At 60.5% G+C, this 14642-nt stretch carries 2 protein-coding genes; both read right to left on the reverse strand.

Going from position 1 to position 14642, the window contains the following annotated elements:
* Nucleotides 1–4: 4 nt before the first annotated feature.
* Nucleotides 5–11872, reverse strand: a complete 11868-nt coding sequence (locus G7009_RS04185; protein ID WP_181128725.1) for a non-ribosomal peptide synthetase — start codon at nucleotides 11870–11872, stop codon at nucleotides 5–7.
* Nucleotides 11873–12060: 188 nt separating this feature from the next.
* A complete protein-coding gene (locus tag G7009_RS04190; RefSeq protein ID WP_181128727.1) occupies nucleotides 12061–14517 on the reverse strand; it encodes a TonB-dependent siderophore receptor in 2457 nt (818 codons plus the stop codon).
* Between the last annotated feature and the right edge of the window lie 125 nt (nucleotides 14518–14642).

A 14642-nucleotide genomic window follows, 5' to 3' on the forward strand; every position in this document is an offset into this window, starting at 1 on the left:
CGCGTTAGTGAGAAACCAGATTTGCGGTCAGTGAGTGACTGACTTCGTCCAGGAACCGTGGGTGCTCGAGAATGCTGTAATGGTCGGTGGCTACACAGGCACTGAGTCGATGTTCGGCAATCTGCTCTTCGAACAGCTCGACAACCGCGTCACTCTTTTCCCGCGCCCACCAGAAACGCACTGTCGCGTTCAAGCGTGGCAATGTCAGCGGTCCGGCACTGAGCGCGCGCAGACGCATGCCGGTCATGAAACCCTGCACCAGGTCTTCGGCATCGTATCCAGCGTTGCTCGAGCAGATCGTCGAGAAGTGGCTCGCCAGCTGTTCGCGGGAGGGGACCTCGGATGCGCCTGCAGGCCATGCGGGTTGCGCAAGCCTCGATTCGGCGCACATTACGCCGACGAAACCAGCGAGCTCTTCTCGCCAGTCGAAAGCTTGTACCCGTTGCGTCGCAGCGCAGGGGATAAAACTGTCCACCAGCGATAGATGCTCGACGACTTGCCCTTGCTGTTCGAGCTCATTGGCCACCAGCACGGCCAAGACACCGCCCAGTGACCAGCCAAGCAGACGATAGGGTCCGGTCGGCTGTTTCTGCCGGATGTATTGCGCATAGTCGATTGCCATCGCCGCCAGCGATTCGTCCTGCCACTGGTGATCCAGCAGCATCCTGCACTGCACGCCATAGACACTGCGTTCGCCGCCAAGCAGGCGTGCAAGCGGCTCATAATCGAACACCGTGCCGAAGCCCGCGTGCAGGCAGAACAGCGGCGGCTGGTCGGTCACCTTGCGGTTGAGGAGCAATAGCGGATTCAGTGTTGCCGTCGCCGCTTCGCTGTAACCGGAGAGTTCGGCAATGGTCGGTTTGCTGATCAGGTCTCGCAGTTTCAACTCGAAGCCTTCGCATCCAAGGCTTCTGACCCTGGACACGACCTTTAGGCTGCGAAGCGAATCCCCTCCACGCTCGAAGAAATTATCCGTCACCCCTATGCGCTCGATGCCGAGGACGTCGGCCCAGATCTGCGCCAACTGTTCTTCGAGCAGATTACGAGGCGCTACGTAATCCTCTCCCTGCGCACTGAAGTCGGGTCGAGGCAGCGCCTTGCGATCCACTTTGCCATTAGGACTCAACGGCAAGGATTCCAGGCACACGATCTGCTTGGGCACCATGTAATCCGGCAGGCTGGCGCGCAATGCATCACGCAAGACGGTGCCAAGCCCGGCAGCTGAAGAGCGTGCAGTCACGTATCCGATCAGCTGCTTGTCTTCTCCAGCGTCCACCGCCACCACGACCGCATCGCGTACGCCCGCCTGCGCGCGCAGCCGCGCCTCGACTTCGCCCAATTCGATACGGAACCCGCGGATCTTCACCTGCTGATCAAGACGTCCCAGGTACTCGTAGTTCCCATCAGGGCGGCGCCGTACCAGGTCTCCGGTACGATAGAGCCGGCCGCCCCGGGCGAAGGGACTGGCGACAAAACGCTCCGCGCTAAGTCCTGGACGGTCATGGTAGCCTCGCGCCAGCCCTTCTCCACCAATGTACAGTTCTCCGGCTGCACCTTCGGGCAAGCGATTGAGCTGGGCGTCCAGCACGTACAGCTCACGCGCGCCAACCGCGCTTCCGATAGGGGCGATCGGCCCCTCGCACTCCTGGGCAGCGTCGACCCTCCAGAGCAGGGGCGTGACCACGGTCTCGGTAGGCCCATAGCCATTGGTAAGGTACCGCGGCTGCAGATGGGCCTTGACGAGGTCGAAGGTCGCCTGCGCAACCGCGTCGCCGCCGAAGCAGTAGGTATGCACGGCGGGCGGCGCGGTCTGGAGCTTGGCTGCATGCTCGGCCAACTGTTGCAAGTACGCCGGGGGGAAACAGGCGACCGTGATGGCGTGCTCGTGGAGGGCCTGAAGGGTTTGCTCGGCCGTCCAGAGCTGGCCGTCGCGCATCACCAATCGCCCCCCCGCCAGAAGAGTCGACAACCAACGCTCTTGTGCCCCATCGAAGGCAAACGACATGAACAACAGCTCGCGGCTGTGCTGGCCCATTTCATAACGCCCGACGATGGTCTGGCAATGCATGCTCAAGGGCCCGTGACTGACGGCGACGCCCTTGGGCAGGCCTGTCGAGCCCGATGTATAGATGAGGTAAGCCAGGTTTTCGGCGAGTACCTGTACCTGTGGTGGGGTGTCAGCGTAGCGCTCGAGCGCCAGTTCATCCAGGCAGAGGCAGGCTGGCAGCGTCGCGATCGGCAGGCGCTTGATCACCTCGGTGTCACTGAGGAGCATGCTCATGCCCGAGTCGCGCATGATCCATTCCAGGCGCTCCGCCGGGTAGTCGATATCCAGCGGAACGTAGGCGGCGCCTGCCTTGAGGACTGCAAGAAATGCCGTGATCGACTCCACGGATCGCTGTAACGCAACACCGACCCGGCTCTCCGCGCCAATGCCATGGGCTCGCAAGGCATGTGCCAGACGATTGGCACGTTGCTCCAGCACCCCGTAGGTCAAGCTCTGCCCTGCGCAGGTCACGGCGACCGCATTCGCCGATTGCTCGGCATGCCGGCCTATCAGTTCGGCAAGCAACGGACGCGGCACTTGGCTGACCGCAGGCAATGGCAGGGGCTCGCGCACCATCGGCAGGTTGCCGACGCAGGCCTGCGGGTTATCCAGCACCGCATTGAGCAGCGTATCGAAGGACTCGACGATCCGGCCGACCGACGCCTCGCTGAAGCAGCTGCGCAGATACAGAAACTCTACGCTCAAGGTCGCCCCGAGATTGACAGCAAGGTCCATCGCATAGTTGGTGACATCACGGGTTTCGACCTTGCCGAAACTCAGATCCCCTTCCATACCCTGTTGCAGCCGATCGTCGATCGGATAGTTCTCGAAAACGATGATGCTATCGAACAGTGCCTGGCCACTGCGCCCACTCCAGCGTTGGATATCGGCCAGTGACGTATGCTCGAAGTCCCGAGCTTCCAGATTGTAGGTCTGCAGCACCTGCAGCCATTGGGCTACCGACGAGGTAGCGGAAGGACTCTGAATGACCGGTATGGTGTTGATGAACAGCCCAAGCAGCTTGTCCGCACCCTGGACATCCGCCGGACGCCCGGCGACAGTCGCGCCGAAACAGACGTTCTGCTGACCGGTACAGCGCTGGAGCACCAGCAGCCACACTGCCTGGATCAGGGTGTTGACCGTGATCCTCAGGCGCTGCGCGGCCTCTTGCAGTGACTGCGTCTGTACCTCGTCCCATTTCAGGTACAGCGCCGCATGCCCTCCTCGCCCTTGAGCAGGCTTGGGGAAGGCGTCAACCAGCAAGGTGGCGCCCTCCAACCCCCCTAGCTTGGTGCGCCAGAACGCTTCACTGGCGGCCGCGTCCTGGCGCTGCAGCCAGGCGATGTAATCACGATACCGATACGTCAGCGGTTCGACCGGTGCTTGCCGATAATGCGCCAAGACATCGCCGATCAGCCGTGAAGCGCTCCAACCGTCCATCAACAAGTGATGGCTGGTCCAGATCAGATGCTGACGGTCGGCCAGCAACACCAGGGTCAGACGCATCAACGGTGCCTGGGCCAGCTCGAAGCCGCGTTGTCGATCATCGCGCACTTGCCGTGCGAGGTCTTCCTCGCAGTCCGTCCGGTCGGACCAGTCGAGCAGACTGATATCGAGTTCGGCCTGACGGTGCACCACTTGTACAGGCTCGCTGAATCGAGCCCCGCTATGGAAGCTGGTACGCAGGATTGCGTGCTGCTCGACGACCTGCCGCCAGGCAGCGATGAACCGCTGCGGGTCAAGGCCGGTGACGGGGACACTGGTCTGGTTGATGTACAGGTCCAGTTGGGGGTCTTGCGTGGCATGGAACAAGATTCCCTGCTGCATGGGTGACAGCGGGTAGATGTCCTCGATCTGCGCGGCAGGTATCGGCAGGCGGTCCAGCTCGGCTTGACTCAGACTGGCCAGAGGCACGTCGGACGGTGTGAGGCCGGACCCGTTCTGGGCAACGCAATGGTCGATCACTGCCTTGAGTTCGACCGTGTATTGCTCTGCCAGGCGTTGGACGGTTTCGGCTTCGAACATGTCGTTGCTGAAGCTCCAGTTCAGGCTCAACTCGCCTGCGTAGACGCGACCATTGATCGACAGCCAGTTGGACAACGGTGCCGATTCGCTCAGGCTCGCACCCGAGCTTTCGGCCGCAGGCGCCAGGAACGCAGGCATGGGGTCTGGCGCGTCGCTGTGTTGGCCATCGAAACTGCCATCGAACTGTCCCAGATAATTGAAAGTGATCCGCGGCATGGCGAGCCCCGCCAGCATCTGTTGAGCCTGCTCGCTACCCAGATAACGCAGCGCGCCGAAGCCGATGCCCTTGTGCGGAATGGCCCGCAGTTGCTCCTTGATATGCTTGATCGACTCCTCCAGGGTCTGGGCGGGACTCAACTTCACGGGGAACATGCTGGTAAACCATCCCACGGTACGCGTCAGGTCGATACGCTCCGACAGGTCTTCGCGGCCGTGCCCTTCGAGCTCGACCAGTACCTGGTCGCGCTCGGTCCAGCGAGCGATGACCCGAGCGAGCGCGGTGAGCAAAAGATCGTTGACCTGGGTGCGGTATGCAGCGGGCGCGCGTTGCAACAGTGCGCGCGTGTACTCCTGGTTCAAGTGGGTCCTGGCCACCTCGACGTGCTTGCCGTCGAGCGAACCTTGCGGGTTGTCCAGCGGCAGGTCGGTATCCACATCGTCGAGCAGGCCTTTCCAGTACAGCAGTTCCTCCTGCAGCGCTGCACTCGAGGTGTATTGGCGCAAATGCTCGGCCCAGACCTGGGTCGAGCTCGTCTTGCTCGGCAGGCTGACCGTTTGACCCGCGTGCAGTTGTCCATAGGCGGTCTGGAGGTCTTCCAGAAGAATCCGCCAGGACACACCGTCCACCACCAGATGGTGAATCACCAGCAACAGTCGTTGACTACCATCCGGCAGGGTTGCCAACACAGCGCGTAACAATGGACCCTGCTCGAGGTCGAGGCTGCGTTGGGCCTTCTCGCACAATGCTTCCAATGCACCGGTATCCGATACAGGCTGGCTCCAGAAAAACGGACGCGCTTTCCATTGCCGATGCTGTTCGTCAAGCGAACGGTAGCGTGCGCTCCAGCTACCGTTGGCGTCTTGCGCGAAGCAAAGCCGCAACGCGTCATGGTGCGTAATCAGGGCCTGCAGAGCGTGCTCCAGCACGTCCTCCTGCAGTGAACTGCCAGGCTGAAGCAGGAGCGCCTGATTCCAGTGGTGCCGCTCAGCAATGGGCGCCTCGAAGAAATACCGTTGAATGGGTAACAGCGCCGCGCGGCCTGTCGCAGGCCCTTGGTCGATAGACAAGGCCGCGGCTGCTCCTTGCCTGGCCACCGAGGCAAGGCCTTGCACCGTCTGGTACTGGAACAGCTCCTTGGGTGTGATGAGAATGCCGGCCTGGCGTGCACGACCGACTACTTGAATCGAAACGATCGAATCGCCACCCAGTTCAAAGAAATTGTCCGTCAGACCCACCTTTTCAAGTTTCAATACATCGGCCCAGATGGCTGCGATCCGCTGTTCCAGCACTGTGCGGGGAGACACATAGGCCGTGTGCTGCAAGCCTGTCTCGACTGAGGGCAAGGCCTTGCGATCCAATTTGCCGTTGGCGGTCAGAGGCCATTTCTCCAGCCATACCAGATGGGCCGGAACCATGTAGTCGGGCAGCGTTGCCAGCAGGTGCTCACGGATGTCGTTACGCCGCTGTGCAAGGTGCTCGGGATCCGTGCCCTGTGAGTCACGCGCGATCAGGTAAGCAACCAGCTGCCTGCCGTTGGGCCCATCCCTGTCGAGTACGGTGGCCTCGAGGACGGCTGGATGTTCTTGCAACCTGGCGCCGATCTCGCCAAGTTCGATTCGGAAGCCACGGATCTTCACCTGATGATCGATACGTCCTACGTATTCGATGACATCTTCGCCCCGGTAGCGTGCCAGGTCGCCGGTTCGATACAGGCGTCCGCCACCCTGCGGGCTGCGATCGAATGGATCAGGAACGAAGCGCTCGGCCGTCAATCCAGCACGCTGGTGGTAGCCACGGGCAAGCCCTGCCTGCCCTACATGAAGCTCGGCATGACTACCGGCGACAGCCAGGTTGAGGCTGGCATCGAGCAGGTACCAGGACAAGTCAGGTATCACGCGGCCTATCGGACTCACCCCCTCGCGACGCAGATCGCCCTTGCCCAAGGGGCGGTAGGTGACGTGAACGGTGGTTTCGGTGATTCCATACATGTTGATCAATTGCGGATGGCAGTCACCGAAGCGGTCGAACCAAGGTGTCAAGCCTGCCACGTCCAGTGCTTCCCCGCCGAAGACGACATAACGCAATGCCAGGGCTTGCGAGGCATCGGCGGATTGACAGGCAACGGGAATCAACTGTCGGAATGCCGAAGGTGTCTGGTTCAGGACCGTAACCTGTTGCTGCACCAGCAATGCATGAAAATCCTCGGGCGAACGCGCTACGTCACGCGGCACGATGACCGCCCTGGCGCCGTGCAGGAGTGCCCCGAAAAGCTCCCACACCGAGAAATCGAACGCATAGGAATGGAATACGCTCCAGACATCATCGGCATCGAATTCGAACCAATCCCGTGTCGACATGAACAGGCGCATGACGTTCTGATGGGGCAACAATGTCCCCTTCGGCTTGCCGGTGGATCCTGAGGTGTAGATGACGTAGGCCAGGTTGCCCGGTGCGGCCAGGTTGTCGAGATTTTCGCTGCTGTAGGCGGACACCGCCTCGTCTGTTTCATCCAACAGCACGATCCGCGGGGCTTGCGCCACAGAGAGGCGTTTCAGCACATGGGGTTGCGTCAGTAACAGCTCGATCCCGCTGTCTTGGATCATGTACGCCAGACGCTCTTGCGGATATTCAGGATCCAAGGGCACATAGGCACCACCGGCCTTGAGAATTGCCAGCAGCCCCACCACCATTTCCAGGCTGCGATCCACTGCGATACCTACGAGCACCTCTGGCCCTACCCCGTACTCGCGTAGTCTGCGGGCCAGTTGATTGGCACGCTGATTGAGCTGCTCATACGTCATGTGCCGGTCGTTGAAGGTGAGCGCGGTGGCTTGCGGCGCACGCGCGGCGTGTGCCTCGATCAGCTGATGGATGCACATTTCGACCGGATAGCTGAAGGACGCCGGATTCCAACAATGGACGAGACGCTGCTGAACGGCTGCACTGAGCAGAGGCAGCTCGGCAATCCGCTGGCAAGGCTGCTGTACGATGCCAGCCAGCAAGGTGCGCCAGTTGTCGACCAGCGTAGCGACGGTCTCGGTATCGAACAATGCGCTGGCATAATTCAACGAGGCACCGATGCCCTGCGCGTGCTCGAAGGTATTCAACGTCAGATCGAACTGCGCCGTTCCCCTTTCCCACGACAGGCTTTCCAGCGTCAGACCCGGCAACTGCCTGCGATCGTCTTGCATGACGGTCTGGTGATTGAACATCACCTGGAACAAGGGGCTGTGGCTCAGGTTCCGCTCAGGTTGCAGGGCCTCGACCACCTGCTCGAACGGTAGATCCTGGTGCGCCTGCGCAGCCAATGCCGTATGCCTGACCTGATCCAGCAACTCACCGAAGGTGGTCCGGCTGTCGAATTGGGCCTTGAGCACCTGAGTGTTGACGAAGAAGCCGATCAGCCCCTCGACTTGCGCATGGTTGCGATTGGCAACCGGTACGCCGACACGAATATCGTTCTGGCCCGAATAACGCTGGAGCAATGCCTGGAAACTGGCAAGCAGCACCATGAACACCGTCGCATGGTGCTCCCGGGCCAGAATCTTGAGCGCACGCGAGACCTCGGGGTCCAGTTCGAATTCCAGATTCGCCCCAGCCAGGCTTTGCACCGCAGGACGTGGACGATCCGTCGGCAGCTCCAGTACAGGGTGCTCATCGCCCAGCTGTGTCTGCCAGTAGCTCAGCTGCCGTTGCCGCTCCCCGGCCTCCATCCACTGCCGCTGCCAGAGCGCGTAGTCGACGTACTGGACGGGCAGCTCGGGCATCTGCACCGGCTGACCTGCGCGCAGGCCTTCGTACTGCTTGACCAGTTCCTCCACCAGGATCGGCATGGACCAGGCATCGATGACGATGTGATGCAGCGTCAGGATCAGCACATGATCTTCGGCAGCAAGGCGCAGAAGCCTTACACGCATCAAAGGCCCCTGTACCAGATCGAACGGGCGCTGGGTCTCGAGCTCGATCAGTTGCCTGAGCGCGCGATCCTGTTCGGCGCCCAGGCCCAGGTCGATCGACTCGGCATGAAGCTCGAAGGTTGCAGGTCGATGGATGATCTGCACGGGTTCGGCATCGTCGCTGTCGAACGTGGTGCGCAATGGCTCGTGTCGGGCAATCAGCGCACCGAAGCTGTCGGCCAGCGCCTGGACGTCCAGATTGCCACGCAGCCTGAGCGCCGCTGGAATGTTATAGGCGCAGCTATCGGGCTCAAGCTGCCAGAGGAACCATTGTCGACGCTGTGCGTAAGACAGCGCCAGCGATGCGGTCCGGTCTGCACAGGGGATGTTCGGCGCTGCCAGCGCCCTTGCCTGCCTCGCCAGGGAGGCGAGTTCAGCCAGCGTGGGTGCTTCGAATACCGTGCGCAACGCAATATCGATATTCAAGGATTGACGCATGCGAGAGGCCACCTGCGTAGCCAGTAGAGAGTGTCCGCCCAGATCGAAGAAATTATCGTCACGGCTCACCTCCTCGACTTGCAGGACTTCGACCCAGATCGCTGCAATCTTGAGCTCCAGCTCCCCTTGTGGGAGCGCGTATGCCGCACGCATGTGACCGTGCGGCACGGGTAGTGCCTTGCGGTCGAGCTTGCCGTTGACGGTCAGCGGCAGGCGCTCGACGATCACCAAGTGTGCCGGCACCATGTAGTCAGGCAGCTGCGCCTTGAGGTACTCGCGCAATGTGCCGCGCAAGCGCGTCTGCTGGGTCGTGTCTGCAGCGACGTCCGCGCCGGCTACCACGTAGGCGACGAGCTGTTTGCCGACAGGGCCGTCGATATCCAGCACAACGGCCATCTCGACATCGCCATGCTCCTGCAGCCTGGCCGCGATTTCGCCTGGCTCGATGCGGAACCCCCGGATTTTCACCTGATGGTCGATACGCCCCAGGTAGTCGATCACGCCGTCGGCGCCAGACCGCGCCAGGTCACCGGTGCGGTACAGCCGACCGCCTCCCTTGGCGCTGTCGTCGAACGGATCGGGAACAAAGCGTTCTGCAGTCAAGGCTGCACGCTGGTGGTAACCCCGGGCGAGCCCTGCGCGACCGACGTGCAGTTCGCCCTGGCATCCGGGCGCCACGATATTCAGATCACCATCGAGCATGTACCAGGACAGGTCGGCGAGTACCTGGCCTATGGGGCTTGCGTTGGCCAACCGCAGGTCATCATGGCTCAAGGGTCGATAGGTGACGTGGACCGTGGTCTCGGTGATGCCGTACATGTTGACCAGTTGCGGCTGCCTGTCGCCGAAACGGGCGAACCAGGGTGCCAGGTTGGCCACGTCCAAGGCCTCGCCACCGAAGATGACATAGCGCAGTGCCAGGGCATGCTCAGCCTTGGCCGGGGCACAGGCCACGGGGATCAGTTGATTGAACGCGGAGGGTGTCTGGTTCAGGACGGTAACCTGCTCGCGCACCAGCAAGGCATGAAAGTCTTCAGGCGAGCGCGCCACATCCCGCGGCACGACGACTGCAGTGCCTCCATGCAAGAGTGCGCCAAACAGTTCCCAGACAGAGAAATCGAATGCGTAGGAGTGGAAGACGGTCCAGACGTCGCTCGCTTCGAACTGGAAGTCCGATTGCGTCGCCTGGAACAGGCGGATGACGTTCTGGTGAGGCAGCAATGTGCCCTTGGGTTTCCCGGTGGAACCCGAGGTATAGATCACATAAGCCAGGTTGGCGGGATGTGCCAGGTTTTCAAGATCAGTATCGCTGTACTCGGCCAGATCCGGCGCAAGCCTATCCAAGTCCAGGCTGTACACGCCTTCGGGCAACTGCAGACGCTGCCGCGTTTCACCTTGGGTGAGCAGGAGCGCAATGCCACTGTCATCGAGCATGTAGTCCAGACGCTCCTGCGGATACTCGGGGTCAAGCGGCACATAGGCGCCACCGGCCTTGAGAATGCCCAGCAGTCCCACCACCATTTCCACGCTGCGCTCCACGGCGATACCGACGCGCACATCAGGGCCGACACCCAGTTCGCGCAGCTTCCTGCCCAACCGGTTGGCGGTCTGGTTCAGCTGGCGATAGGTCAGTCTTCGCTCGCCGCATACCACGGCGGTAGCGTCAGGCCTTGTTGCCGCCTGGGCCTCGATCATCTGGTGCAGGCATGCCTCGTCCTCGAAACGAATGCCGAGCGGATTCCAGTCCTTGATGATCTGTCGCTGCTCCTGCGGCTCCAGCATGACCAGTTCCCCCAGGCGCTGGCCTGGCTCGCTGACGAGGTCGTCCAGCAATGTCAGCCAGTGGCGAGTCATGCGCGCTACGGTCTTTTCGGTGAACTGTGCGCAATCGTATTCCACAACCGCACCGATCTTGTCGAGGGCGTAGTCGATATCGAGCGAGAGCGGGAACTTGGCCTGCTGCGGGCCCGTGGGCATGAACTCGACAGCAAGATCCCCCAACCGTAGCGCCGATGCTTGCTCACCCTCGACTCTCCAGTTGAACAATGTCTGGATTTGCGCGCCCGTTGCCGCAAGGTGTCCTTGCTGATCCAGGAGTTCGATGGGGTAATCGGCATGCTCCAACAACGCGAGTGAGTGTCGTCGCAGGGCTTGCAGAAACTCCGTCCCTGTCCTGGCGCCCTCGACGTGAACTCGGTAAAGCTGCGTATTGACGAAATAACCGACCAGTTCCTGAGTTTCGGCGCGGTCTCGGGCAGCATTGGGCACGCCAACGCAGAAATCCGACTGGCCACTGTAGCGGGCCAACAACAACTGCCAACTGCCCAGGACGACTACGAACGGCGTGAGCCCAAGGCGCTCGCACTGCCGATGCAAGCGCTCGACCAAAGCCGGCGGAACACTGTTGTGATAAAACGCTGCACTGGCCTGCGTCGCGGATGCGACGGTCTGGTCGACTGGCAACACGAGCGGGGCAATATCGTCGGTCAGGTATGCCTGCCAGTACGCCATCGCGCGCGCGTACTGAGGGGTCTGCGGGTACGCGGTACGCTGCCAGTGGGCATAGTCGGCATACTGGATCGCCAAGCCCGGCAAAGGGGACTCGTCACCCTCCAGGGCTTGGGCGTAGGCGGTCATCAGGTCACGCAACAGGATCGGGTTCGACCACGCGTCGGAAACGATATGGTGCATGTTCAGGAAGAGGACATGCTCATCCGCATTCAGACGCAGCAGCAGGCAACGCATCAGTGGCGCCTGGCTCAAGTCGAATGCTCGACGACTCTCCTCGTGCAGCCGTTGCATCAGGCGCGTGTACCGAACCTGTTCGGGATACGCGCTCAGGTCCTCGATCGGCAGAGGGGGCCGTGCATCGGGGACGACCTCCTGCAGGGGCGCGCCATCGACTTCCTTGAAGCGGGTACGGAGAATCTCGTGGCGATCGACCACCTTGTCCAAGGCTGCCTGGAGTGATTGCGGTTGCAATCGCCCTTTGAGTCTCAACGCGCGCGTCAGGTTATACGCAGAACTGTCGGGATTGATCTGCTGCTGTAACCAGAGACGTTGCTGAGCATAGGATGCCTGACAAACGGATGATCGTCCCAGGCCGCGGATAACGGTCGGATCGTCGTTGTCGTCAGCCAGCAACAGCGCCAATAGATCATTGTCAGTCAGGGGATTGGAAGACATCGGGGCAGCCTCGTCTCGAATGGCGCAGGAATTTATCTTCACCAAGAAACGAAAGGCCAACCGGGAAATTTAGAAGTTCGCGGGCGTTCTACAATCGCAAAAAGCCGCGCAGCGTCTGGCATCCATCGCTGCACGGCATGACTTGCTTTATTTAAGGCGCGTATCAATAAGCGTCGAATTCCTCGTGACTAGAACTCGCCGCGCAGGGTAAGCATGTAGTTACGAGGTTCACCATAGAAGTTACCGTTCGCTGCGCTGGAGACCGTCTGGTAGTAGCGCTTGTCAAAGAGATTGTTGCCGTTCAAGGACAGGGTCCAGTGGTCATCCACGCGGTATTTGACCAAGGCATCCCAGACGGCATAGCCGCTTTGCTTGTAGTCGAACGGGATATTGCGTTCAACCACCGTACCCTCGCCATCCACTCGAGAAGTTGTGCCGCTGACGTATGTCGCGCTTTGCAGGTTGACCCCGCCACCCACGGTCAAGTCAGACAGTACGCCAGGCATTTGATAAGTCGTCCACAGCTTGAACTGATGCTTGGGCGTGATGGTGCTCAAGGCATTGCTGTCAGAGCGATTCTTGTTGTAGTTGTAAACGTAGCTGGACATGAGCATCCAGTGTTCCGCAAGCTCGCCCGAAACTTCCATCTCGACGCCCTTGCTGATCACTTCACCCTGGTTCAGGTAACAGCAACTACCGCCGTAAAGTACCGAGGCTTGTGGATAGTTGGTGTCTTCAACCGCTCCATGTTTACGTTTGGTATAGAACACGCCCATGCTGGCGTTCAAACGACCATCGAACAACTCGCCCTTGATGCCCACTTCAGAGGTATTACCGACCAGTGGCTCAAGTACGTCGTTGCTGCCAATCGGCCCTTTCAGATAGCTCTGCTGGGGTTTGAATATCTTCGAGTAGCTGCCATAGAGTGACCACTGATCGTCCAGGTCATAGATCGCGCCTACATAAGGGACGAAGCGACTCGGTTCCCGCATGTCGATATCGCTCTGCACGACACCCGCGTTGGTGTACGTCTGCTCGAAGTGGTAGCGCGCCAGACGACCACCCAGGATGAACTTGAGAGGGTCGGCGACCTGCAAGGACAGCCGGGTATAGAGGCCGTACTGTTCCTGCGTGTTAGGGCTATAGTCGCGGGCCGTGGCCAATGAAATCGAGGTCGGCTCCCAATAACCGGGATCGAACACGTCCAGCGGCACTCCGGTACCCGTGAACACGCCGGCGCCCTGCCAACGGCTCGTCACCCGCTGATAATCGCTACCGATGACAAACTCATGCTCACGACCAAACGCATCGAAGTGGCCGGACAGGTTGGTGTCGAGCAGATCTTGACTGGTCGAGTACACGTTGTAGCTGGCTCGCCATACCGGACCGGCCAGAGTCACAGGGTTCACCGCGTTGCCGGTCACCGCGGCCAGCGCCTTGCCGGCGTCACGGGTATTGGTATAGGAAACGTTGAGCTTCCAGTCGTTATCGAAGTAATGGTCCAGCTTGGTGAATATCTCTTGCGAGGTATTGTCCATGTAGGACCAATTCTGGCCCAGACTGGTGTGACGCGGCAGTCCTATGTCGGCGCCGGTGGTATAGCGCGGCAGACCCAGGGACGAATTGGAATGCGTGCGTTCGTACATGCCACCGAGGGTGAACGTCGTGTTCGGCGTCAGGTCGACTTCCATGACCCCGTAGACCGTCGGTTTTTCAGTCGCCAGGTTGTCGGTGAAATACTGTCGATCCGCATAGGCGGTGACCAGACGGCCCCGTACGTTTCCGCTTTCGGTCAAGGGGCCAGTCAAGTCGATCTGCGAGCGATAATTGTCCCAGGAGCCTGCCGCCGCCTCGAATTTCAGCTGGAAGTCAGGTAACGCGCGTTTGCGTACAAGGTTGACCACGCCGCCTGGGTCGCCGACACCACCGAACAAGGCGCCGGATCCGCGCAGTACTTCGATATGGTCGAACTCGACCAGGTTGTAAAGCCTGCGGGAATAGAAACTGGTAGCGACAGACGACAACGCCATGGGCGCCGCGCCGTCGATCTGGATACTGTCGATATTGAACCCGCGCGAGTAGAACTCGTAGGTATCACTGGTAGTCTTTTGAACGGTCACCCCCGGTGCGGACTTCAGTGCATCTTCAAGACTGTTGACGCTCTTGTCTTCAAGCAGCTGCCTGGTCATCACCGTGACCGACTGAGGCGTGTTGCGCAAACTGGTCGGCGTCTTGGAGCCTACGCTGACGGCTCCAGTGGTATAGGAGCCGCTATTCTCGGTCATTTCACCCATCCCCTGGCTGGTAATGGCTGTCGACTCCAAGGTGATACCGCCTGTATGGGCAGCCGCAGGCTCGAGGATCACCGTCCCCTGCTCGATGCGGAAGCCATAGCCGGTTCCGTTCAAGAGCATTTGCAAGGCGGTTTCCGATTCCAGCGTGCCGGACACCTTCGAGGAGTGGGCATCACGAACCAGATCAGCGGAGTAGAGGAGCTGCAAGCCAGTCTGCTGGCCGAACTCGCGCAATGCGCTGTCCAGCGGCTGCTTGGGGATATTGATGCTGACCGGCGCGGCGAGCGCCGTATGGGCCAAGGTCAATAGCGCGGCAGCCACCGATAAGCGGAGCTGTGCCCTCCTTGGCATCGGAACCGCTTTATCCTGTCCTTGTCGATCCCCAAATCTCATGAAATTACCCTGCTGTCGAGTTTTTTGAATGGAGGCGCGATCTTTTGCAGCTGCCTTGAGCCGTCCCGATCTGTGTCGGAAAT

The sequence above is a fragment of the Pseudomonas capeferrum genome (assembly GCF_013523055.1).
Lineage (GTDB): Bacteria > Pseudomonadota > Gammaproteobacteria > Pseudomonadales > Pseudomonadaceae > Aquipseudomonas > Aquipseudomonas capeferrum_A.